The organism is Paraglaciecola sp. L3A3, assembly GCF_009796765.1.
Taxonomy (GTDB): domain Bacteria; phylum Pseudomonadota; class Gammaproteobacteria; order Enterobacterales; family Alteromonadaceae; genus Paraglaciecola.
Genome location: NZ_CP047023.1, coordinates 230,961 through 256,125, shown reverse-complemented (window position 1 = coordinate 256,125; position 25,165 = coordinate 230,961). Strand labels below are relative to the sequence as shown.

Here is a 25,165-nt window from a genome sequence, read left to right as displayed (position 1 = left end):
ATTTCTGTGTGTAAATTACATGCATCTAGGCGTCAGTTTTAACTGACCCTAAATTAAATTTATCTATCGGCGCAGGACGATAAAAATAATACCCTTGCATACTGCTGCAGCCTAACTCTAATAACAAGTCTTTTTGCTCTTCAGTTTCAACTCCTTCAACAATACAACGTACCCCAAAACTTGAGCATAATTCTAAGATGGTTTTCACGACCCCACGACTACGGGGATTTTGCTGTACGTTTTCAACAAAACTACGATCAATTTTCAACGTATCAAATGCTAACTTGTGAATGTAACTTAAACTAGAGTAACCGGAGCCGAAATCATCTAATGCCACTAAAAAACCTTGTTGTTGTAAATCCTGAGTAATATTTGAACAATGTTCTAAATCAGCCATCATAGTGGTTTCGGTTATTTCAAACTGTATCTTGTTAGGTGCTATACCATGCTTATCTAAGGTTTCTCGCAGTTTTTCTAGTGTGACAGAATTAATCACGTCATGGGCTGACAAATTGAATGATAAATACAAATCTTTAGGCCACGTTTTAAGTGCTTGGATGGCTATTTCAAATAGATGCAAAGTAATTTCATTGACCATGCCTGTTTTTTCTGCAATCACAATAAATTGATCGGGGGGAATTTGCCCTAATTCAGGATGAAGCCATCTGGCTAAAGATTCAAAGCCTAATATTTCTCCAGTTTGACCATCTACTATGGGTTGATAATGTATAGTGATTTGTTCTTTTTGCAGACTTTGTGTCAAGGCTAATTCTACTTGAGACTTTTTCCTGATTAAACTTTCATGCTCATTTGAAAATATAATCGAACTACCTCTAGCGTTATTTTTTGCTTCATATAAAGCAAAATCTGCCCGCTCCATTAACTCTTCTGCTGTGTTGCCCGCTTCAGGATAAATAGCGAATCCACAAGAGCCTGATATTTGTACTAAGCCTGTACGCATTTGAAAGGGCACTTGTAATGCTGCGGTGATAAGTTGACCTAATTTTTTGATTTCTATGTGTTCAGCAGTATGCTCAATAACAAAGGCAAATTCATCACCACCGATTCTAGCTAACATACTTTGATTGCTTAATAGTTTTGTAAGACGACCGCTTACTTCTGTTAGCACCCTATCTCCAGCGGCATGACCATGAATATCGTTAACTGGTTTAAAGCCATCTAAATCAATCAAGCCAACAATAAAACTTTTCTGAGGCTCACTTTTTGACAATTTTTTATCTAGATAATTAGCAAAACTGCGTCTATTGGCCAACTTGGTTAAGCCGTCTTGATTAGCTAACACTTCATTTTGGAGGTTTAATTTTTTGGTGTGTCTATGTTGTAATTCAAGTTGTTGTTTAGCATTAATCACACTAGAAAAAGCACGGTAATAACCTTGGGCAACCATAGCTAAGACCACTATCACTAAGGTAAAATTGATAGCAACAGCTAAAAACACTGGGTGTCCTGAGTACACAAAAAAACTAATAAATGGCACGCCCACAGTTACAGATACAGCCCAAGTAGCAGCGGGGAGATGGATCAAACAAACAATAATGCCAATCACGGTTATTGATATGTAATAAATAACATGTGATCGTAAGGCAACATCGCCATAGGAATACAAAGCATAACCCCAAGCAGAAAATCCTATACTCATGAGCACAGCAAAAAACACTGTCATTCGAATTTGATTTACAGCCTGACGAAGAGTGAATTCACTTTTTCGATAACCATACCAACGAACTGCGCGACTAATACAGGCAAAAGATAAAAAAGCGGCAACATAAATAGTTAGATAGTCAGGCGCTACTCCATAATGGGTATAAACCAAAGCCAGAGAGTTAACTAATAGAATCGAATACAGTAAAGGGACTTTGGTGATCAACTCCTTAAACTGAGCAAAAATTATTTCAGCGCTTCTCTCTTCGCCGTCCACCCATTTATATATCACTTTTAGTATTTTAATAAACGCATCATCCATTTTATCAGCACAAACTTAAGTTACCTGAAGCCGTAAAAAAGGCCCCAAAAGGAGCCTTCGATAAGAATACTTATATAATCAAACCCGTTCAAATACAGTAGCTATTCCTTGGCCTAAACCAATACACATAGTGGCTAAACCTAACGATTTATCATTTGTTTCCATTAGATTAATAAGTGTACTAGAAATACGAGAGCCAGAGCAACCTAATGGATGACCCAATGCTATTGCCCCACCATTTAAATTCACTTTATCGTCAAAATGATCTAACCAGCCGAGCTGTTTGATACAAGACAAAGCCTGGGCTGCGAATGCTTCATTAAACTCAGCAATTTCAATATCATCCATAGTTAAACCGGCACGTTTAAGAGCTTTTTGTGTAGCGGGTACTGGGCCATACCCCATAATGGCGGCATCACAACCAGCCACTGCCATCGCACGAACTTTTGCTCTTGGGGTTAAACCTAATGCTTTGGCTTTGTCGGCAGACATAATTAACATGGCTGATGCACCATCAGACAAAGCTGACGACGTACCTGCGGTTACAGTTCCGTTTACAGGATCAAATACAGGTCTAAGGGCTGCCATAGTTTCTATAGTTGAGTCAGGACGGATCACTTCATCTGCTCGTATTAGTTGCAGCACTCCATCGGCATCATGACCCTCCGTTGGCATAATTTCATTATCCCAACGACCTTCTAAGTGAGCTTTATGGGCTAACTGGTGAGAACGGGCACCAAAAGCATCTTGCATCTCTCGACTAATACCATTTTGACGACCTAATAACTCAGCTGTCATACCCATCATGCCCGAGGCTTTGGCTGCATGTTTAGCAATACCCGGATGAAAATCCACATTAAAATTCATCGGTACATGTCCCATGTGTTCGACACCACCTATCATGTAGATATCACCACGACCCGACATAATACCACTCGCGGCATCATGTAATGCTTGCATTGACGAACCACATAAACGATTGACAGTGACTGCCGCGGTTGTTCTTGGAATATCAGTTAACAACTGTGCATTACGAGCAATGTTAAACCCTTGTTCTTTGGTTTGTTGGACGCAGCCCCAAATAATATCTTCTATTTCACTAGGATCTAAATTGGGATTACGTTCAAGTAATTTAGACATTAAGTGAGCAGACAAAGTTTCTGCACGTACATTTCGAAAAATACCGCCTTTAGAGCGACCCATAGGTGTGCGCATACAATCAACAACTACCACTTCTTTCATGATCTTCTCCTTGGCCTTATTGGGCGAAATATGATTTATTCGATGCAGCCATATCACGCAGCCCATCGGTAATTTGATAAATAGCACCTAAGTGGGCATATTTATCGGCCAAAGCGACAAAGTTTGCTAAGCCCATTGTTTCGATATAACGGAAGATGCCACCTTTAAATGGAGGAAAACCTAAACCGTAAATCAACGCCATATCGGCTTCTGCTGCACTAGCCACTATGCCCTCTTCTAAACAACGAATAGCTTCGTTAGCCATAGGGATCATCATGCGGGCAATAATTTCATCTTTATCAAAATCTTGTTTGACGGCGCAGTGAGGCGACAGTAACGAGTAGGCTTGTTCTGCCGCCACTTTAGCAGGTCTACCCCGCTTATCTAAACTGTGATCATAAAAGCCTTTGCCATTTTTCTGACCAAAACGTTCTGCTATATAGAGTAAGGTAACAGGATCATTTTCTATTTTTTGTAAGCGTTCAGGTATCCCTGCTGCCATCACACCAGAAGCATGATCAGCTGTATCCATTCCCACCACATCTAACAAAAAAGCGGGGCCCATAGGCCAACCAAATATTTTTTCCATGACCTTATCAACAGCAACAAAATCAGCGCCATCCATTAATAATTTGCTAAAGCCAGCAAAATAAGGAAACAACACTCTATTCACTAAAAAGCCTGGGCAGTCATTCACCACTATCGGGGTTTTACCCATTTTTAAAGTGGCTGCTACAACAGCAGAAATAGTGCTATCAGAAGTATTTTCACCACGAATTATTTCAACTAAAGGCATACGATGTACTGGGTTAAAGAAATGCATGCCACAGAAACGTTCTGGTTTAACTAAACTTTTAGCCAGTTGATTAATAGAAATAGTTGAGGTGTTAGAACAAATAATTGCCTGCTCAGACACATGCTGCTCAGTTTCAGCTAACACCAAGCCTTTCACTTTTGGATTTTCGACTACCGCTTCAATCACTAAATCAACATTTTTAATGGCGGCATAATCTAAGGTGGGAGTTATGTTATTTAAAGTAGTCGCCATCTTTTTAGCATCCACTTTGCCTTTCTCCATGCCCTTAGTCAAAATTTTAGCCGCCTCGGCTAAACCTAGGTCTAAAGCTGGCTGGGCAATATCTTTCATGATCACAGGTGTGCCTTTGACTGCTGATTGATAAGCAATACCGCCCCCCATAATCCCCGCACCTAATACGGCGGTTTGTTTAACACTAGTAGTCGCTGCTTTAGCTAACTTTTTACCTTTTGCTTTAACTAATTGATCAGCAAGAAAAATTCCCACTTGAGCTTTAGCTTCATTAGTTTTCGCTAATTGGGCAAAGCCTTGATTCTCTAACTTTAATGCACCTTCACGATCTAACTTAGCAGCTTTAGCAATGGTATCAACCATCATATGTGGCGCAGGATAATGTTTGCCAGCTTGCGCGGCCACCATAGCCTTGGCAGTAGAAAAACTCATCATAGCTTCATTGGCATTAAGCAACAGAGCGGATTGTTTTTCTGTACGACGAGCTTGCCAATCAAAATCTCCAGCAATCACCCCGTGCAACATACTTATCGCTGCATTCACTAACTTGTCTGGTGCAACTACTGCATCAACCGCCCCCACACTTAGGGCTTTTTCAGCTTTACAATCACGGCCTGTTGTCATCCACTCTAAAGCGTTATCTGCGCCGATTAAGCGAGGTAAACGTACTGTTCCACCAAAGCCAGGCATTATGCCTAATTTCACTTCAGGTAAACCAACACTGGCAGTAGTATCAGCAACACGGTAATCACAAGCCAAGGTCATTTCGAAACCGCCCCCAAGGGCAAAACCATTAACAGCGGCGATAGTTGGAAAAGGTAAATCTTCAAATCGATCGAATACTTGAGCTGCCTTAGCGACCCACACAAGTACGTCAGACTCCGGCATATCAAATAAAGCAGTAAATTCAGTAATATCTGCGCCAACAATAAAGTTGGATTTTTCAGAACGTACAAGCACTCCCTTAACATCAGTATTACTGCTTAACGCTTGAGTGGCGGCATCTAACTCAGTCAGAGTTTGTTGATCAAATTTATTCACTGATCCCTTAGCGTTAAATGCTAATTCTGCAATACCAGTTGGCAGTAATTTAACCGTAAGGCTTTTGCCATCGTATATCATCTTTATCTCCTTTGGCTTTGGCCAAGTTCGGGGCGGAGGCAACACAGCACTCCAAGTCAACAAACACATAAGTTGTTAACAAAATAATAAGTGGCAAACAAAATCATTATTACCTGCCAAGGTCTCTTATTATGTGTATAAAATAAAAATTTGCAACTGGTCATTCCAGTTGCAATGTAAATTTTTTGAAATTGATGAACACAATATTTAACATTTAAGGTAGTATAAATAGCGATCGTTAGGACTTTTATTTTCACTGGAATTTGCCATTATTCGCCACTTAACTAGCCTACATATACTTTGCTTATTGCTGACTATTTTTAGTCGTTCAGCAATGAGTGAGTTAACAATTGAACAACAACGTAAAGTCTTTAGCCACGCAGAAAGTCTGGCGCATAACCCCAAAAGTCAAATTTACAAACGTTCACTGGCTCAATTAGATGGCTATCCATTACGCCCTTATGTAGAACAAAAAACCTTAATCAAATATCCTTATATGGCCAATCAAAAAGCCATAGAAAGTTTCTTAGATAAATACAAATATTCCCCCTTAGATTGGCCATTAAGAAAAAAATGGTTAGCTTATTTAGCTAAGCAAAAAAAATATGACCTATTCGAAAATTATTACCGTGACATAGGTGATACTGCGATTAACTGCCAACATGCAGAAATATTGCTAAAAGATGAAAAATCCAAACAACAAGCATTTAATTTAGCAGAACGATATTGGGTAGTGGGTAAATCTCAACCTAAAGCTTGCGACACATTATTCAGAGCGTGGAAAAAAGCCGGTAAACAAACCCCTGAACTAGTTTGGAAACGTTTATCTTTAGCAGCAGACGGTGGCGATCACACTTTAATTCCTTATCTCAAAACATTGTTACCGACGAAACAACAATATTTAGCAGATATCTGGCTAAAAGTGCGCCGCTCACCCAGCCAAGTCAGCCGTATTTCAAATTTCCCCAATAAAATAGCCAATCTAGAACAAGAAATTATTAGTTACGGATTAAAACGTTTAGTCTGGCAAGACCGTGATTTAGCACTGCGTAGTTGGGAAAAGTTATCTAAAACCTTTAAGTTTAGCGATGAGCAAAAAAAGTCTATTTTTCATCGATTCGCTATATCCTTAGCTTTAATAAATCATGATCAAGCCGAATTATGGCTCGAAAAAGCCAGTCACTATAAAGCAGATGAGGAGCTAGCACGTTGGCATTTAGCCCATGTATTAAGACAACTTAATTGGCAACAAGCCTTACAAGTTATTCAGTCGATTCCTGAAGGAGTCGTCGAAGCTAATATATTCCAATATTGGCAAGCTCGTTCATACGAAAACCTAAAGGCAGCTGATTTAGCCACAGAAAACTATGCTAAGTTAGCTGAAGAACGTCATTATTATGGATTTATGGCCAGTGGAAAATTATCACAAATGGCAAACCTTAATGATCGTCCACTCACTCCAAGCCAACAAAATATAGAACAAGTCACCCAGTTTCCAGCCGCACAACGAGCACTAGAGTTTAGAAATATCGGCCGTCAAGTCAGTGCTCGCCGTGAATGGAATTTTTTACAATCGCAATTAACTCCTGAACAAAAAGCAACAGCAGCCGTGATAGCTGACCAACTAGGTTGGCACGACCAAGCCATATTTGGTTTTTCAAAATCAGGTTATTTAGATGACTTGGCAAGACGCTTCCCCATGCCGTTTGATACTCATTTAGAATACAATGCTAAAAAAAATAACATAGAGTTAGCATGGGCCTTTGCTATTGCCAGAAGAGAAAGTTCCTTTATGCCCGACGCGGCATCAGGCGTAGGAGCATTGGGACTGATGCAAATTATGCCAGGTACAGCTCGTTATTTAACAAAAAAGAAAGTATCAAAATCATTTTTGTTTAATCCAGAAAAAAATGTCGAACTAGGGACCCAATATATGCGTTACTTATTAGACAAAATGAATAATAACCCTATTTTAGCGACAGCTTCTTATAATGCTGGTTGGCGCCGAGTACAAAAATGGCTACCTGAAAAAGACCCGATTCCGATGGATCTATGGATAGAAACTATTCCTTACAAAGAAACTAGAAATTATGTGAAAGCTGTATTGGCCTATAAACAAATTTATAGCCAACATTTAGGCAATAAAAATAATTCATTTAAACAATTAGTTAAAATGGAAATTGGCCCCAAAGGCTAAACTCTGTACAAGCACTAAGCTTATGGTACGCTAAACGTAATGTAGCAATTTCCCTAGAAATACGGGCCTTAACATGTCACAAATCTCAGAATATTATTCGCAACATATCGGCGAGCTTCAGAATCGCACAAAAGAAGCCTTACAACGAGAAAGTATTGATGGACTCATCATACATTCAGGCCAAAGTAAGCGAATGTTTTTGGATGACAATAACTACCCTTTTTCGGTTAATCCACAATTTAAAGCTTGGCTCCCCATAATTGATAACCCTAACTGCTGGCTGATTGTTAACGGTCAAGATAAGCCTAAATTAATTTTTTATCGACCTAAAGATTTTTGGCACAAAGTACCCGATGAACCCAGTGATTTTTGGGCCGAACATTTCGATATAGTATTATTAACCCAAGCCAATGCTGTAGAAAAACATTTGCCTTTTGACAAGAGTAAGTACGCTTATATTGGTGAATATATTGAAGTGGCCAAAGCATTAGGTTTTGAGTTAATGAATCCAGATCGTGTTATTCATTATTTACACTATCAAAGAGCTTACAAAACCGATTACGAACTGACATGTATGCGTCAAGCCAATCGTATGGCGGTAGATGGACATAAAGCGGCAAAACTTGCTTTTGAGCAAGGGTTAAGTGAATTTGACATCAATTTGGCTTATTTAGGCGCCATTAGACAAGGGGACAATCAAGTACCCTACCAGAATATTATCGCCTTAAATAAACATGCTTCTATTTTGCACTACACTCAATTAAATCCCCACAGTCCCGAACAACAATTGTCTTTTTTAATTGATGCAGGCGCGACATATAATGGTTATGCCGCTGATATTACCCGTACTTATTGCCCGCAAGAGAACCTGTTCAGCGAGCTAATTGCAGCTATGCATAAAGTGACATTGTCATTAGCTGAGCAACTTAAACCTGGACTTGCCTATGGCCAAGTACAGTTACAAGCCCATCAACAAATAGCAGGTATTTTGGAGCAATTTGGTTTAATAAATTTACACGCGGAACAGGCATTAGAAGAAGGCATTGTCAGTACATTTTTTCCTCACGGAATTGGTCACTTTTTAGGACTACAAGTGCATGATGTGGCAGGACATGTTTCTGACGACCGAGGCACACCATTACCAGCCCCTGCAGAACATCCATTTTTACGCACCACTCGCACCATAGAAGCGAAACAAGTCTTTACTATAGAACCAGGCTTATATTTTATTGATAGTTTATTGGCCGAATTAAAGTCCAGTAACCAATCTAAATTTATTAACTGGAATATAGTAGACAAGCTGCGTCCTTTTGGCGGTATTCGTATCGAAGACAATATTATTGTGCACAGAGATAAAAATGAAAATATGACTCGGGAGCTAGGCTTAAATTAGTACCAAGACCCGAATATTGTACAACTTAAATATTCACAGTATTTTGTGCGTTCTAACCATAATAATTACCGCAGTATAGCTAGTTTACTTGTCTTATCGTTTTGATTAATTAGTCATTCGGTATCTAAAAAAGAGGCCATAACAAAATCGTAATAGCGTTTGAATATTAGACAGCATGCTTAGCACTAGACACTAGACTTAAAACGTGTGATAAATTACTCAAAAGTACGCACTTGACGAGTACTTAAATGGATTGGTACTAAATGTCTTTGCAAAAAATTTATCTATATCTTTTAATAAATTGTATTTACAGCCCTAGTCTCTTCGCTCAATTTAGTCAGCCAATACCTGTGCCTAATTTGCAACAAGGTATCACAATTGACGGCAATTTAAATGAGTCACAATGGCAACAGGCTCAGTCTTTTCAATTAAACGTTGTTACCAGCCCATTCGAAAATACAACGCCTCCAGTGCAAACCGAAGTAAAGATATTCGAAGATAACGACACCCTGTATCTAGCATTCGATGCCAAAGATGTGGATATATCCAAACTCCATGCATTTTATGTAGATAGAGATCAGATTTGGGATCATGACTTGGTAGGCATCAAACTCGATCCTTTTAATGATAATCGCATTGCTTACCAGTTTTTTGTCAACCCATTTGGTATACAAGCTGATGCCATAGAAAATGAAATGACTGGTGACGAAAGTGATAACTGGGATGCTATTTGGCAATCTGCAGGCCAAGTATTAACAGATAGTTATCAAGTGGAAATGGCAATTCCTCTTCGAGTGCTTAACTTTCCTGAAAGTAAAAAAGAAAAAACTTGGGGTGCTGAATTTATACGTTATTACCCAAGAAAAGATAGTTTAGAAATATCCAATAGAAAAATAGATAGAAACAACTCTTGTAACTTATGCCAACTAGGAGATATTTCTGGTTTCAAAAATGCGAAACAAGGACAAAACTTAGCAATAGTTCCCACTTTAGTACTAGGCACTGCACGTAATAGAGACCCACAAAATAACCTAGATTGGCAAAGTACTAACAACCAAGAAATTGGTTTAGATGTAAAATGGGGGATCACTCCAGAAATTTCATTCCAAGGGACAATTAACCCTGATTTTTCCCAAGTAGAATCTGATGTAGCTCAACTTAGTATTAACAATACTTTTGCTCTTTATTTTGATGAAAAACGGCCGTTTTTTTTAGAAAATTCTGACTATTTTTCTGGTTATGAAGATTTAGTCTACAGTCGTAATGTTAATGCACCTGATTATGGGCTTAAAATGACAGGTCGAATAGATAAACAAACCTTCGGTCTGTTTATCGCTAATGATGCAAACACCAGTATTATTGTGCCAGGCAATATTAGTTCACAAGTAGCCAACATAGCGGAAGAGTCAATTAATTTAGCTGCTCGTTATCGTTATGATATCTCCAACAATCTATCTATAGGTTTCACCAGCACCTTACGAGACTCGGACAATTATCATAACTATGTCAATGCCCTAGATGCCAAATATCAAATTACCGAGCAAGATGTATTACGTATACAATTGCTGAATTCAGATACGCTCTATCCAACTGATTTATACAAAGATTTTTGCTACAACAATTGTCAAACCAATACTGATTATTCAGAAACAGCCTTACGTTTACAAAAAAACCATAACTTTTCGGATAATGCTTACCGTTTAACTTACACCCATGAACAACGAAATTGGTTCAGTAACGTCACCGTTGAATCAACTGGCGCCGACTTTCGTACAGATTTAGGATTTGGTTCTTTTGCCGACAATAATAAAATAATTGTCGGAGGTGGCTACGATTGGTTCAGCGAAAACAGTTGGTGGAATCGCATTCGAATAGACGGTGATTGGGATATTTCTCATAATGATAATAATGAGTTATTAGAGAAAGAAGCTGAGCTGTACTTAAGTGTACACGGACAAAATCAATCCTATTGGGAATTTGGACTATTACACAGAGACAGTGTAGGTTTACGAGATGATCCAAGTGTATTGTCTATTCGTGATAACACTACTTTATTTACCGAAGATGTGGTGAGTATATTTTTTGAAACACGACTTATTTCTTCATTTTACGCCAACTTTTATTCATCTTACGGCGACCAGATTGATTTTGATAACAACCGCCTCGGCACGCAGTTTCAGTTCAATCCACAAGTAACTTGGGATATTGGTAAACACTTACAGCTAAACCTGCGTCACACTTACAAAAAACTAGACATAGAACAAGATAATCTATTTGTAGCGAATTTAACCGACTTACGAGTTACTTATCAATTTGATCAGAAACAGTTTTTACGCATAATTTTGGTTTTTTCTGATATTAACCGAAATCAAGATTTGTACCTTTATCATTCTGTTGATAACAAACAAAAATATCTTGGTTCACAATTACTTTACTCATATAAACTGAATCCATTAACTAAGTTTTTTATTGGCTACTCAGACTCGGCCGAACAAAATGAGTTAGTTAGTTCTTTAACCAGCCATGAACAATCAATATTCATGAAATTTAGTTATGCCTGGCTCAACTAAACTGACCTTAGCCTTTACAGAACTCAAACAGTAAACCTTGAAATGTTTATAATTTACCCAATATATTAATATGTGATAATCAATGTCACGTACATAAGGAAGTAGTTTATGGAATTGTTACTCGAGTATATTTTTACCGCACAGACCCTTATTTTAGTATTTGTGGTGGTGTTACTTAAAACATCAATTAAATTTGTCCCACAAAATCGCGCTTATGTGATTGAACGTTTTGGTAAGTACCAATCAAGTAAAGAAGCAGGCTTGAATTTTATTTTACCTTTTGTTGATCGAGTTTCTGCCGATCGCTCCCTTAAAGAACAAGCCGTTGATGTGCCTGAACAAAGCGCTATCACCAAAGATAATATTTCATTACATGTGGACGGCGTATTGTATTTCCGTGTACTCGACCCATACAAGGCCACTTATGGAGTAGACGATTACGTATTTGCTGTGACTCAACTAGCACAAACCACTATGCGTTCTGAGTTAGGTAAAATGGAGCTGGATAAAACGTTTGAAGAAAGAGATGTGCTTAACACCAATATTGTTGCTTCTATAAATGACGCCGCTGGCCCTTGGGGTATTCAGGTTTTACGTTACGAAATTAAAGATATCGTGCCCCCTCAATCAGTCATGGAAGCGATGGAAGCACAAATGAAAGCTGAGCGTGTTAAACGTGCGCAAATCCTTGAGTCTGAAGGTGACAGACAAGCCGCTATTAACCGTGCAGAAGGTCAAAAAGCCTCAGTTGTACTAGCTGCCGAAGCAGATAAAGACGAAGCAGTATTGAGAGCGGAAGGTGAAGCTAAAGCAATTGTCGCAGTCGCTGCAGCACAAGCTGAAGCCTTACGTCAAGTTGGTGAGGCCGCAGCCACCAATGAAGGACAAAAAGCAATTCAACTAGACTTAGCTACTAAAGCAATTGAAGCCAAACATGCCATTGCCAAAGAGTCTTCTGTTGTACTCTTACCAGACAGCGGTACAGAAGCTGCAGGTGTAGTCGCACAAGCTATGACTATTATTAATCAACTAAATAAGGGGTAACCTATGGATTGGGCATTCAACAATTTAGCTGAAAGTTTGCTCATTCTTGGCATCCTTTTATTAGTTATAGAAGTCGCAGTACTTGGCTTCTCAACTTTTGTGTTATTTTTTGTTGGTTGTGCAGCAGTAATAACCGCAATTTTATTGTACTTGGGCATCATTCCTGAAACTTTATTAGCCTCGTTATTTGCCACAGGCATCCTGACGGCAGTATCAGCCATTTTGTTATGGAAGCCATTAAAGAAGATGCAAACACAAGTAGATACTACCAAAGCTAAAGGTGATTTAGTTGGTCATACTTTTGTACTTAAAGACCCTGTGTCGCCCGAATTAACGCCTACTTACCGTTACTCCGGCATCGACTGGAAACTTGAATCCGCTGATACATTGGCAGTAGGTACAAGAGTACAAGTAATTGATGCGTCTGTTGGTATCTTCACAGTGCAAGCTACATTGTAAAAAGCGAGTTTCACTTTCGATTCTGATTTGAAAATAAAATAACCGAACTTATGTTCGGTTTTTTTATTAATTTTTCCTAGAACATTGACTCACATACTGATTTAAAGATATTAATAATCCACTGTAATCAATAAATTCAAGGCTCACCATGACCACGCATAGACCTTTGTTTAAATATATTAAAAATCATGATGTGCTATTTACCGAATTAGCTATAGTCAGAAATGGCTTTGTAGAAAGTTTGGGTTTGAATAATTACACCTATCATAAAACACCTAAGTTCATAGCAGCAGACGGGAGTCGCCTGACAATAGAGCCAGAACGAAGCATTGTGGTTGAAAACTACCAAGAGCTTGCAGGGGTCAAAGCTATTCTGGAAAAAGAGATCTCCGGTTTTTATATTGTTAATAACAGCGACATTGGTTTTCGTTACCCAACTGCAGCCATAGCTGGCTTAGACGCACCATTCATCAAACGCTTTCGCTCTGAGTACTTTCATGAAGACAGTGAAGACAGAAATATATGCCGCCCTATCAACTTGTCTTATGGCATTAAAAGTCGTGGTAAAGCTGATAACAGACAAGAGTATGAAATTTGGGTGCCTGACGAAGCGCTCAACCAAGATACCTCACCTTTGTTTATTGATAAATATGGCGAAGATTTACCAGAAGATATAAGACAGTTTGCCACTAAACCAGCCGTTGTACACGGTTGGATGGGAGTAAAAAGAGCTGCATTTGAAGCAATTTATATTGATAAAAAAAGTATAGGAGATCTGGCCATTATTATTGGCCTATCTGTCGATGCTTACAATATAGGGGCGAATCCAGACTTGTCTTACTCAACAAAAATAGGCAGTTCGGTGGCCTTACAAAATGCTGAGTTAGAATGGGAAATCATGGGCTATTATGCGCCCGAGGGCAGCCAAGTAAAACATGACGATATTTGGACTGCAATCAATCACACCATTGAGGCTATAAGCCAACCAATCAATAACATCTATCAACAACAGATTATTCAATGTAACGAGAGTAAAACCGAACGCATATTAAGCACAGTAAAACAACTAGGCGTGACCGATCAACAAATTCAAGATTGGAATTTACAGCCTTGTGAATTTCTACAAACGGTCAGTCCCAATAGACAAAAAGCCCACGACCCATCTCGCACCGTTAATTTATTAGGCCGGTTAAATAGGTTATTTTATCAAGAAAATTACAAATTGCCTTCGCTGGCAGCCATTCATGAATTAATCGCCCAACCTAGTAAAAGGTAGCTAGACAAAAACGTCCAGAAAAAGAAAACCCACTATAAAAGTGGGTTTAGAGTTTATAAAATTTTACATCAGTGCGACAAATATCTAATCACCGGCAATTTGCATGCTTTCGATTAAAACAGAGCCTGTTTGTACACTGCCTCTGGTTTCAGCAACCGCACCAATGGCCACTATATTCTTTAACATATCAGCTAAATTTCCGGCGATAGTTATTTCGTGCACTGGATATTGGATTACACCATTTTCAACCCAAAAACCTGCGGCGCCTCGTGAATAATCACCTGTCACTATATTCACGCCCTGACCCATTAATTCTGTTACTAACAAACCTGTACCTAATTTTTGCAACATAGTTTGATCAGATTCACCGGTATTTTTAATAAACCAGTTATGGATACCACCAGCATGTCCGGTGGTTTGCATCCCCAGTTTTCGAGCAGAGTAACTAGTGAGTAGATATTGTTGTAAAACCCCATCCTTAACGATTTCGCGATCAATAGTTTTAACCCCTTCATGGTCAAATGGCGAACTAGCCAAGCCGGATAAGATATGTGGTCTTTCAGAAATTTCGAACCAATCAGGTAACACCTGTGTACCTAAACTATCTAATAAAAAGGAGGATTGACGATACAAACTACCACCACTAATCGCATTAATGAGGTGTCCGAATAAACCAGCAGCGATTTCACGGTCAAATAACACCGGCACCTTACAGGTTTTAACTTTTTGTGCGCCTAACCTATCTAGGGTAAATTTAGCCGCATCACGGCCTATCTGTGCAGGACTGTCTAATAATTTAACATTACGATTCACTGAATAAGCATAATCACGCTGCATATCGCCATCTTGTTCACCAATCACTACACAGCTTAAACTATAACGGCTGCTGTTATAACCACCGATAAAACCATGACTATTACCGTATACTTTAGTACCTAAATTAGCGTTATATGATGCGCCGTCAGAATTAGTAATTCTAGGATCGACCTCTAATGCACTGGTTTCAGCCGCTATAACCTGTTGTATAGCTAACTCTGTATCAAGCTCTGTAGGGTGAAAAAGATCTAAATCAGGATATCCTACAGCCATTAACTCTTTATCTGCTGGGCCTGAACAATCGTCTTCACTAGTATGTTTAGATATTTCTATGGCTTTTTCTACTGTCAGCTTAAGTGCTTCAGTAGATAAATCCGCAGTTGATGCGCTGCCTTTTTTCTTACCGTGGTAAACAGTAATACCTAAGCCACCGTCATTAGTGAATTCAACTGTTTCTACTTCTTTCAAACGAGAAGAAACGGCAATTCCTTGTACTTTAGACATACTCGCTTCAGCTTGAGTTGCCCCTTTTTGTTTAGCTAAGGCTAAAACATCTTCTACTATATTTTGTATTTCTGATAATTGTTGCTGCATGAGACCTTCATTTTTGACGCTTTTATTACACTATGCACACTAAAAGTGCTGCCTCAAAGGCAAACCTTAGTTTTGTATGTAGTTTATTCGTGCTTTCAGGGTTACAATCTTTAGTTAGTGTATCACTAAAGATAATGACATGGTTGCCCCAAGAAAAAACAATCCAACTGAAGACAGTTTCGACATAGAAGAAGACACTGAGCTTCTTAGTAAAACGCAAATAAAAGCCCAAGCAGACGAGCTACAAAAGCTCGGCACTTCCTTAGTGCATTTAGGCCCATCTGCCCTAGCCAAAATTCCGATGGATACTGAACTGCTAGACGCGATAATGTTAGCCAGAAGAATTATGCGTAAAAAGGAAGGCTATCGACGTCAGTTACAATTAATTGGGAAATTAATGCGTAATCGTGATGTAGCACCAATAGAGCAGGCCTTATTAACCATTAAATCTTCCCATAAAAAAGCCACTAACGCTCTGCATAAAATTGAAGAGTTACGTGACACTATAATTATCGAAGGCGACAGTAAAATCGAATCAACATTGGATGAATACCCTTTGTTAGATCGACAAAAGTTGCGTCAGCTATTTCGCCAAGCGCAAAAACAACAAGCTGACAACAAACCACCAAAAGCGTCACGTGAACTGTTTAAATATTTAAAAGACGTGATAATTGGATAATCACTTGAATACACTAGTTATTTAGTATTAGATAAACTTTTGAGATGAGTTAAAAATGGATAGATTATGCAGCTAAAAAATGCTTTGTTGTACTCTTTGCTATGTTTTACTTTAACACTTAGCAGCTGTGGTGGTGGGGTATCAGGAAAAAATGGTGACGACCCATTTGATTCTGGTACTGAAACCGATAGCGATACATCCAGTTATACTTTGGATTTATCTATCCTTGATGCCCAATGTTCAGCCTCTACTCAAAGCTTTATTTCTGGTCAGAACTCTTGTATTCAAGCAACACTATTGCTTGACGGCAGTCCTGTGCAAGGTGAAATTGTCGCATTTAGTGGAACATTGGGAGCTTTATCTACTACCAATAAATTAACTAATGCTCAAGGCATTGCCCAAATATCAATTAGTAGTGACAGTACAATAATTGGCGCTGCAACATTAACTGCAACATATGATGATCTAAGCGCTGAACAAAATTATGAATATTTAAATACGGATATTGATATTGTAAAATCAGCCATGATGAGTGTTGTCATGCTCAGTAATGGCATTGGAGTTAATCGCTTCCAAGCAGATACAGATGTACAACTGCAAACACAAATTCTAGATGAAAAAGATATGCCAATTCCTGGCATAATCGTCACCTTCAGCGCCGAACGCGGCACGTTAAACACAAATTCTGCTTTAACCGACAACAATGGTATTGCCTTAGTCACCTTAACAGCAACAGACAGTGAGATTGGTGCAGGTGTCATTACCGCAACAGCAGTGATAAATAATGTCGACTTAGCTAGTTCACTCAATTATCAAGTGCAAGCCGCTGGCGCTATAAGCCAACAAGTTATCCGCCTAGGTCATTTCGATACAAACGGCGTATTTATTGAAAACCAATTAGGTGTAAGTACTGGTAGTAGTGGCGATGTTGAAATAAGCGCCGGTGGTACTTTGGGTTTGTCTATTGTGTTAGTTGACGAAAATGAGCAACGTATATTAACTCAAACCCCGGTTACTTTTAGCTCAAACTGTGTGGCAGACGGTTTTGCCAGTATAGACACTTTGGTCAACACTATTAATGGCGTCGCCAGTGCAACTTTTGAAGATAAAACTTGTGCTGGAGGAACAGGTAATACTGATGTAATCGTTGCCTCTGTAGTCGTTAATAACACTACACTAAGTGCCTCTCAGATTATTTCCATACAAGCCGAATCAGTAGGTTCATTAGCTTTTATTTCAGCCGAACCTAGCCTGTTAGTACTAAAGGGCACAGGAGGGCAAGATAGTGCATCAGTCTCTACTTTAGTTTTTCAGGTTAACGGCGCTTTAGGCAACCCACTCTCCCAACAAGAAGTTTCGTTTAGTTTAAATACTCAAACCGGTGGTTTAACCCTTTCTTCTGATACTGGGATCACTAATTCCCAAGGTCAAGTCAGCACTCGAGTAACAGCTGGTAATGTGCCGACCTCAGTAAGAGTAACCGCTACAGTAGAGGCGGAGTCTGGCGACATCATTACTACGCAATCTGATTTATTGTCGGTTAATACCGGTTTACCCGATCAAAACAGTATTACTCTTTCTGCTGATAATCTGAATCCCGAAGCCTTCAATATAGATGAACAAGAAGTGAATTTAGTGGTAAGGCTAGCCGATACCTTTAATAACCCAGTGCCAGATGGCACTGCGATTAACTTTACCGCTGAAGGTGGCTCTATTGATGGTAGCTGTACTACATTGGCTGGTGCTTGTGCCGTTACTTGGATCAGTGCTAATCCAAGAGTACCCGATCACCGAATCACTATATTAGCCACAGCCATTGGCCATGAAACGCTTTTCGACAGCAATGGTAATAATATTTACGACGATGCCGATGGCCCAGGATTTAACGACGGAACAGACAGTGGCTTTGGCTCCAGCGCCTATGGGCAATATGGTTTTGTGGATATCAGCGAAGCTTGGCGTGATGACAATGAAAACGGCAACTGGGATAACGGCGAAATATTTTTAGATTACAAAAATAATGGGACATTGAATGGGGAATTTGATAGTCCAGACGGAAAATTCAATGGTCCACAGTGTTCAGGTGAAAATTGTGGAACGGGCGAAGCTAGCACAATGCATGTACGACGAGCGTTAGTATTAGTAACCTCTAGTTCAGCGGCACAACTGGATATAGTAGATAGCAGTAATGCAATTGTGGCCAGTAATTATCAAAACACCAGTCCAACAACTGCAATTGATAGCAATGATGCCCAGAGTTTCACTTTAGTATTTGCCGATACCGCACGCCAGCCTATTGCTAGTGGCTCAAGCATAAATATAGCCAGCAGCGCAGGTCAATTAACTGGTCAAACTAACTTTACTATGCCTAGTACTAATAAGAACTCAGAAGCTTATGCTAGTTTTGTGTTAACTAATGATGTAACTGAAGCCACTCAAGCGACTGTCAGCGTGACGATTACATCACCCAGCGGCATTGAATCAACCACCAGCATGGTCGTTGCTTTGAATTAAATGATGGGAATAAGTGACGCGATAAATTTGCGTCACTTATTAATCAAGAAAAGGCAAATACTAGAGGTTACAAATACTAGCCTAGTGATTAAGCAGTACCACCCACAGTTAGTTCATCCACCTTCAAGGTAGGTTGACCTACACCAACCGGCACACTTTGCCCGTCTTTACCACAAACCCCAACGCCATTATCTAAAGACAAGTCATTACCTATCATAGAGATCTTTTGCATGGCTTCTGGACCATTACCAATTAAGGTCGCGCCTTTAATGGGCGAGGTGATTTTACCATTTTCGATAAGGTAAGCTTCAGAGGTAGAAAAGACAAACTTGCCTGAAGTAATATCGACTTGACCACCACCGAAGTTAGGAGCATAGATACCTTTTTTAATTGAGGCAATAATTTCCTCAGGCTCATATTGTCCACCTAACATATAGGTATTTGTCATACGGGGCATAGGTAAGTGAGCATAAGATTCACGACGACCATTACCGGTAGCAGGCACCCCCATTAATCGAGCATTCATTTTGTCCTGCATGTAGCCTTTTAATATCCCATCTTCGATTAAGACATTATATTGAGTGGGCGTACCTTCATCATCTACGCTTAAAGAACCTCGTCTATTCGCTAAAGTCCCATCATCCACTACAGTGCAACCTTTAGCGGCGACTTGCTCGCCAATACGACCACTAAAGGTAGATGCACCTTTACGGTTAAAATCACCTTCTAAGCCATGACCTACGGCTTCATGCAATAACACTCCTGGCCAACCACTGCCTAATACCACTGGCATTTGTCCAGCAGGTGCGGGAATAGCTTGCATATTGATGCGGGCCATGTGGATCGCTTCATCGGCCACTTGTTGATATCTAGGTTGACCGTCGTTTTCAGCCAAAAAATACTCATAAGCATAACGACCACCGGCACCAGAGCTGCCTCTTTCTCGTCTACCCTCTTGTTCCATTAACACTGAACAATTTAAGCGAATTAAAGGCCTAATATCAGTACAAAAAGTACCGTCGGTGGCGGCGATTAACACCTCTTCATAGACCCCACTAATACTCACCACCACTTGACTTAGAGCAGGCTCTTGTTTACGAATGTACTCATCTACCGCCCGTAATAAGGCAATTTTTTCTTGATCTTGCATACCCAAAAGTGGATTGTCAGATTGGTAACGACTAATCGCTGACTTTTGCTGTAGTGGCGATGTTTTATGTTTTCCACCAGGCATAGAAATACTACGTGAAGCTTTGGCTGCTTTTAATAAAGCCGCTGGAGAAATATCATCAGAATAAGCGAAACCCGTTTTCTCACCGCTGACTGCGCGCACACCAACACCTCGTTCAATGTTATAGCTGCCTTCTTTGATGATGCCGTCTTCTAATACCCATGTTTCATGCTGGCTAGACTGAAAATACAAATCAGCAAAGTCATTGTCATGTTTATAAATACTATCTAACGCGGTTTCCAAAGTAGCGCGTGTGAGATCGGAAGCGGTGAGTAAGTTTTCTTCTACCGTATTAGACAAGTTGACTCCTGAATTGATTATGCTGATGAACCGGCATTTTACTGCGAATGTCATCAAGTAAGTTATGATTAATTTGGCTGTGAATTAGGCCTGTATCTGTAGGTAAATTTGCTAATACTTCCCCCCATGGCGATATAATACAGGAGTGGCCGTATGTTTGTCGCTGATTCGCATGTATACCAGTTTGATCAGCTGCAATTAAATAACATTGATTTTCGATGGCTCTGGCAGCTAGTAAACTCTGCCAGTGGGCTAGACCAGTTTGTTGGGTAAATGCAGCAGGTAACGCAAGCACATCCATAGGCATTTGTTGGCTCATAGCGACAAACATTGCTGCAAAACGAATATCGTAACAAACAGCTAAACCTAGATTGCCAAAGGGAGTACTTACAACTGTTAATGAGTTACCCGCTTGGGTAAAACGAGACTCTTTATAGGTTCCTGTATTATCACTGACTGTTACGTCAAATAGATGAATTTTTTGATACTCATCGATTATTTCCCCCAGATTATTAAATAACAAACATGAGGCAGTATATTTATTAGGGGTCTTACAAAGCAGCGGAAAGCTACCAGCCACTATCCACACATTAAACTCTTTGGCCAATTCAGAGAGTCTATCTTGCACAGGACCATTACCTTTCACTTCGGCTATATCAAAAGCTTTGTTATCCTCGGCACCAAAGCAAGCAAAACACTCAGGCAACACCACTAAACAAGGTCTTTGTGCAGGCAGGTCTAACAATTGTTGCTCTACAAACTGCAAATTTTCTGCTACATCTGGTGTTGACGTCATTTGAATGGCAACTATATTAGCCATTAATAGAGTCCTCATCTGGTACTTGGATAGTCACAGGCTGCTGTAAACTTTGCTCTAAAAGCTGACTCTTGGGAGCCACTTCTGGTTTTGCTCTAGCAGGCAAGCTCACTTCTTTGCTATCACGCCCTAGCTCGGTTAATACAGGATCGTCTAATGTGCCAGTTAAAGAAAATTTGATATTCGAAATAACCTTCGCAGAAGTTAATACTTGATCGATAGCTAAAGCCGCTAGAGCCGTAGCAGGGTTGACCATCCACGCAACTATCACAGGTAAGCTCGAAGTCACTTTAGGAGCAAACTCTATGTGATAGTTAAGCTGTTTGGCGGTGAGATCTGTATATCCCCTCATAGTAATTTCGCCTGCTCCACCGTCGACTACAGTATCCCGTGTATCAGCAACACCATTTTTCACTTGAAAACTGCCATCAATTTTATCGTAAAAGAAGCCTTTGGCGAATACATCCCTAAAATCTAAAGTTAATTTCCTGACTAAAGATTCAAGACTTAATAAACTAAATATGCGAGAACCTTTATCTGTTACTTCTGTTAGATAACCATCACTTAAGTGCCAATCAACCGCGCCATTCAAAGACTCAAAATTAAATTCGTATGGCGCGTTTTGCCAACTTAAATCAAACTTAGAAGATGCTTCAGAATCTTTAATCCCTGAGTCAAAATTAAAGCCTTTAAGAAAAGCACCAAAGTCAGAACTACTAAACTCACCTTTTAGACGTGTGCTACTTTTCCCTTTGATTAAAAACCAATCGCCTGTGCCATTGAATAAACCATCACCATTATTCAATCTAACATTGTCAATTTTCATACCTGTACTTGATCTGGAGAGGTTAATGTCTATTTTCCCAAGTTGACTATCTAAGTAGCTACAACGAGCACAAGAGAAGCTAATAGGCGGCATAGACTCACGTTCTGGCACAAATAGATTTTCATTTTCTGAGTCATTAGTTTGCCATTCAGTTAACTGAATATAATCAGCATTAACGTTGATCCCTTTACTCAACCAATCTTTATATATGACCACTTCCATACGGGCCTGCTTAGCATTGACATCTAATAACCAAGCATCACTAGTATTTTTGGCCACCATGTTAAAATCAGTTAACTTTTGCCCAGCAAACAAGACATTGTCTGCATCGAGAAAAATTCGTTTTGGAGCTTCTAATAAAGGAGTACCTTGCTGTGTTTCTTCGGTAATTATGCTGCCAATTACCTGATACCATTGGCTAATATCTAACTCAGGTAAATTTGCTGAAATACTAAAACCTAAGCCCATGCCCACCAAATCAGTTTCACCTATATCTAAATGAGCTCTAGAAAATTGCATATCTTGATGGGGCAAATTACCGTTAAACTGTACTTCATCTCCTAAGGTAACTTTAACCGATGATGCTTGTTGGTTTCCTTGACTACTAACCTTCAAGGGTAATAACCGCCCGCTATTCTTTGCAAATGGTGTGGGTAGGGTTGAAACTAAATCTTTTAAATTAGTCGTAATCTCAGCATTATAAACGTAACCGTTAGTCAGAAGAGTTAATGCAACTTGGGCGCTCCATACACTTTGCCCAGATAAATATGGCATTACATCAGGATAATTTTTTTCTAATAAGGGTGTTATTTGCCAGTCGCCATTCACTTTAATATCTGTTTGATATCCTTGCTCTTGTTGCGAACCAGAAAAGTCTACGGCCACTTTTTGCTGTAATAATAAAGCGTTAAGACCTTTGAAATTAATTTCATCATTAACAAATTGTATCTTACCTTTAGCTTTTTCTAATGTTAGGCCGAGATCGACAATCGAGACTTGATTTTTTGATAAGTACGCTTGACCTTCTACCACCACACCTTTACCCGTTAAAGGAATATGCAAATTTAAATCTGTACGCAGAGCGCCTCTTACTTGAACCTTTTGTAACGTTAGGCCTAAAGTGTCAGCCAAACTAGACTGCAACATCAGTTCGGTAACTTGCGGCCCTTGTGCTTGTGCTTTCGCCTCAATAGTTAAAACAGCAGCATGACTTAAAGTGGGAATATTTGCCGCTAACTCTGTTAGATCTACATCTAATAATTTTCCTTTAGTACTAGCTAACGATAAACTTTGATTTTCAAACAAAACTGAAACATCAAGTTCGGTCAGTGCAGGCCAGTCAGGTGAAAATTTAAAATCTCCATTCTTCACCTCAAGTCCAACTTGAAAAACCCCCTGATTTTGCTCAAATGGAAATGAACTTAATTCTCCATGCCAGAGTATATCGCCACTGGAAATAGTACCGCTATTTAATGACTCAATCAGGTAAGCTCTGGTTTCTTGCCCCATTAATTCTATTGGGTATAATTTTGGCAAATTGGTAACATCTATCGCATCTAGTTTTGCGCTAAAAGATAAAAAGTCACTCTCACTGTCGTAGAATAAACTGGGACTAAAACTCACTAAATCACTTTTAAATAGTGCATTCTCAGATGATATTGAAAAGCCTTGCTGCCCAGTCTGGAAATAAAAGTCAGCAAAAAATCGTTGGTACTCAATATCATGGGTTAATAGCTTATCTATTACTAAAGTGCCAGCTTTACTTTTAACAGCCAATTTGCCTTCATTATTAAACCAGTTCAAGTCGGCATTAAGTCCCTGCATCCTAGGTAACATAGATGTTTGTTGCCATTGAATATCAGTCAATGCCGCTTTAATCGCAAGCTCACCACTGACAGAACGACTCATCACAAAAGTATTAAGTTTGGCTTCAGGTTGCAGACTGTTGATAAATGCGACTGCAGCACCGTCAAGTAATAAAGGCGATAAAGTTAATATAGGCGCAAGACTGACACTATGCTTATTTTGAATTACCAGAGAACCAGTTTTATCAAGCTTACCTAACCAGTTTGTGACGACAACCTGATCATTAATTTGCAGGGTCAGGTTATCCAAATTAAATAACCAGTTAGCTTGTTGAGGATTAGCACTAATTTGCCCACCTAAAACTGCTGCAGTAACTTCACCTTGAGTGGTATTCCATTTAAAACGGCTATTAGATAAATCTAATTGGATAGACTGCACACTTTGCTGTCCGATCGTTGCCCACATCACAAAACTGCCACGGCTTTCTACTAACTCATGAGGTGTCACCAACCATTGTTCTACCCAAGGAGATAAATCGACTTCTTCTCCTTTAGCAAAGAAAGTGCCGGTCAGCTCTTTCTCATCACCATGTAAATCCAGAATAAAAGATGCAGAATTTTTGGCTATATCTTCAATCTGTAATTGACCAACACCTTGATGATGTAAACCTTTGTTGACCCAAGACACTTGGTCAATAACGACAACTTGTTGATCATGAGGAGTATCAATAATAATTTTGCTGTTACTAATTGAGAATAACTGTAGTTGTTGTAAAAATAATTCTTCGAGAGCATCAATAATTGGAGCTTCTGCTTCTTCTTGTTCTATTGAAGCCAGATCTATGGTTAGCTCTAATCCATTTAGATCGAATTTATTCGACTGTATTTGCTTGGCAAGTATCGATTCCCAAAAATCCACTTCGATGGCGGTTTCAGCAATACTCAGCTTTATAGGTAACTTATCATTATTGGCAAGTTGCACATCACGAAGTACAATAGCAGGCCCTACCCCTTGCCATTTAGCAGTAATTTCACCAATAACAATTTGTGTGCCGACTTGTGCAGATAACCAATCTTCTAAATAGTGTTTTTGTTCATTCATGTAAGGCAAAGAATAACGCACGACACTTAAAGTCACCGCAATCACAACTAAGCTCAAGGCAACAAGGGCCCAAAGCTTTTTGATCACATAGGCGACATAAAATGACGCTGACTTCGACTCTTTTTTCACGTTATTTATATTCTCAT

15 protein-coding genes are annotated in these 25,165 nt (G+C 39.4%); 8 read left to right on the top strand and 7 right to left on the bottom strand.

The window, feature by feature from the left end:
• Positions 1–25: 25 nt before the first annotated feature.
• The 3 genes from GQR87_RS01045 to fadB form a co-directional block, all read right to left on the bottom strand.
• Entirely contained in the window at positions 26–1,984 is a 1,959-nt protein-coding gene (locus GQR87_RS01045; protein ID WP_158965689.1) for a bifunctional diguanylate cyclase/phosphodiesterase, read from the bottom strand.
• Positions 1,985–2,062: 78 nt separating this feature from the next.
• Positions 2,063–3,226 (bottom strand): acetyl-CoA C-acyltransferase FadA, encoded by a 1,164-nt coding sequence (fadA, locus tag GQR87_RS01040; protein WP_158965687.1) that lies wholly within the window; start codon positions 3,224–3,226, stop codon positions 2,063–2,065.
• A 16-nt stretch (positions 3,227–3,242) separates the two neighbouring features.
• Positions 3,243–5,396, bottom strand: a complete 2,154-nt coding sequence (fadB, locus tag GQR87_RS01035; RefSeq protein ID WP_158965684.1) for a fatty acid oxidation complex subunit alpha FadB — start codon at positions 5,394–5,396, stop codon at positions 3,243–3,245.
• A 334-nt stretch (positions 5,397–5,730) separates the two neighbouring features.
• On the opposite strand from fadB, the gene GQR87_RS01030 reads away from it, so the two are divergent.
• The 6 genes from GQR87_RS01030 (at position 5,731) to GQR87_RS01005 (ending at position 14,335) form a co-directional block, all read left to right on the top strand.
• Entirely contained in the window at positions 5,731–7,593 is a 1,863-nt protein-coding gene (locus GQR87_RS01030) for a lytic transglycosylase domain-containing protein (protein WP_158965682.1), read from the top strand.
• 73 nt (positions 7,594–7,666) lie between these two features.
• Positions 7,667–8,986, top strand: coding sequence for a Xaa-Pro dipeptidase (pepQ, locus tag GQR87_RS01025; RefSeq protein WP_158965680.1), 1,320 nt, complete (start codon positions 7,667–7,669; stop codon positions 8,984–8,986).
• 263 nt (positions 8,987–9,249) lie between these two features.
• On the top strand, positions 9,250–11,556 hold the full coding sequence (locus GQR87_RS01020; RefSeq protein ID WP_158965678.1) for a carbohydrate binding family 9 domain-containing protein: 2,307 nt from the start codon (positions 9,250–9,252) through the stop codon (positions 11,554–11,556).
• 108 nt (positions 11,557–11,664) lie between these two features.
• A complete protein-coding gene (locus GQR87_RS01015; RefSeq protein ID WP_158965676.1) occupies positions 11,665–12,600 on the top strand; it encodes an SPFH domain-containing protein in 936 nt (311 codons plus the stop codon).
• Positions 12,601–12,603: 3 nt separating this feature from the next.
• Complete coding sequence (locus GQR87_RS01010) at positions 12,604–13,059, top strand: NfeD family protein (protein WP_158965674.1); 456 nt, start codon at positions 12,604–12,606, stop codon at positions 13,057–13,059.
• Positions 13,060–13,207: 148 nt separating this feature from the next.
• On the top strand, positions 13,208–14,335 hold the full coding sequence (locus GQR87_RS01005) for a hypothetical protein (RefSeq protein ID WP_158965672.1): 1,128 nt from the start codon (positions 13,208–13,210) through the stop codon (positions 14,333–14,335).
• Positions 14,336–14,419: 84 nt separating this feature from the next.
• Here the strand turns inward: GQR87_RS01005 and pmbA are convergent, their stop codons facing one another.
• Entirely contained in the window at positions 14,420–15,745 is a 1,326-nt protein-coding gene (gene pmbA / locus GQR87_RS01000; RefSeq protein WP_158965670.1) for a metalloprotease PmbA, read from the bottom strand.
• A gap of 139 nt (positions 15,746–15,884) precedes the next feature.
• Between pmbA and yjgA the strand changes: the two genes are divergently transcribed.
• Complete coding sequence (yjgA, locus tag GQR87_RS00995; RefSeq protein WP_158965668.1) at positions 15,885–16,424, top strand: ribosome biogenesis factor YjgA; 540 nt, start codon at positions 15,885–15,887, stop codon at positions 16,422–16,424.
• A 66-nt stretch (positions 16,425–16,490) separates the two neighbouring features.
• Positions 16,491–18,938 carry an Ig-like domain-containing protein gene (locus GQR87_RS00990; RefSeq protein WP_158965666.1) on the top strand — a complete coding sequence of 816 codons (2,448 nt, stop codon included), beginning with the start codon at positions 16,491–16,493 and terminating at the stop codon, positions 18,936–18,938.
• 88 nt (positions 18,939–19,026) lie between these two features.
• Here GQR87_RS00990 and tldD read toward each other — a convergent pair whose 3' ends face one another.
• Genes tldD through GQR87_RS00975 form a run of 3 tightly spaced genes read right to left on the bottom strand, consistent with a single transcriptional unit; the run spans position 19,027 to position 25,148 of the window.
• A complete protein-coding gene (gene tldD, locus GQR87_RS00985) occupies positions 19,027–20,469 on the bottom strand; it encodes a metalloprotease TldD (RefSeq protein WP_158965664.1) in 1,443 nt (480 codons plus the stop codon).
• Positions 20,462–21,289, bottom strand: coding sequence for a carbon-nitrogen hydrolase family protein (locus GQR87_RS00980; protein WP_158965662.1), 828 nt, complete (start codon positions 21,287–21,289; stop codon positions 20,462–20,464). The genes tldD and GQR87_RS00980 overlap by 8 nt, the downstream gene beginning before the upstream one ends.
• On the bottom strand, positions 21,282–25,148 hold the full coding sequence (locus GQR87_RS00975; RefSeq protein ID WP_233267366.1) for a YhdP family protein: 3,867 nt from the start codon (positions 25,146–25,148) through the stop codon (positions 21,282–21,284). The genes GQR87_RS00980 and GQR87_RS00975 overlap by 8 nt, the downstream gene beginning before the upstream one ends.
• Positions 25,149–25,165: the final 17 nt, after the last annotated feature.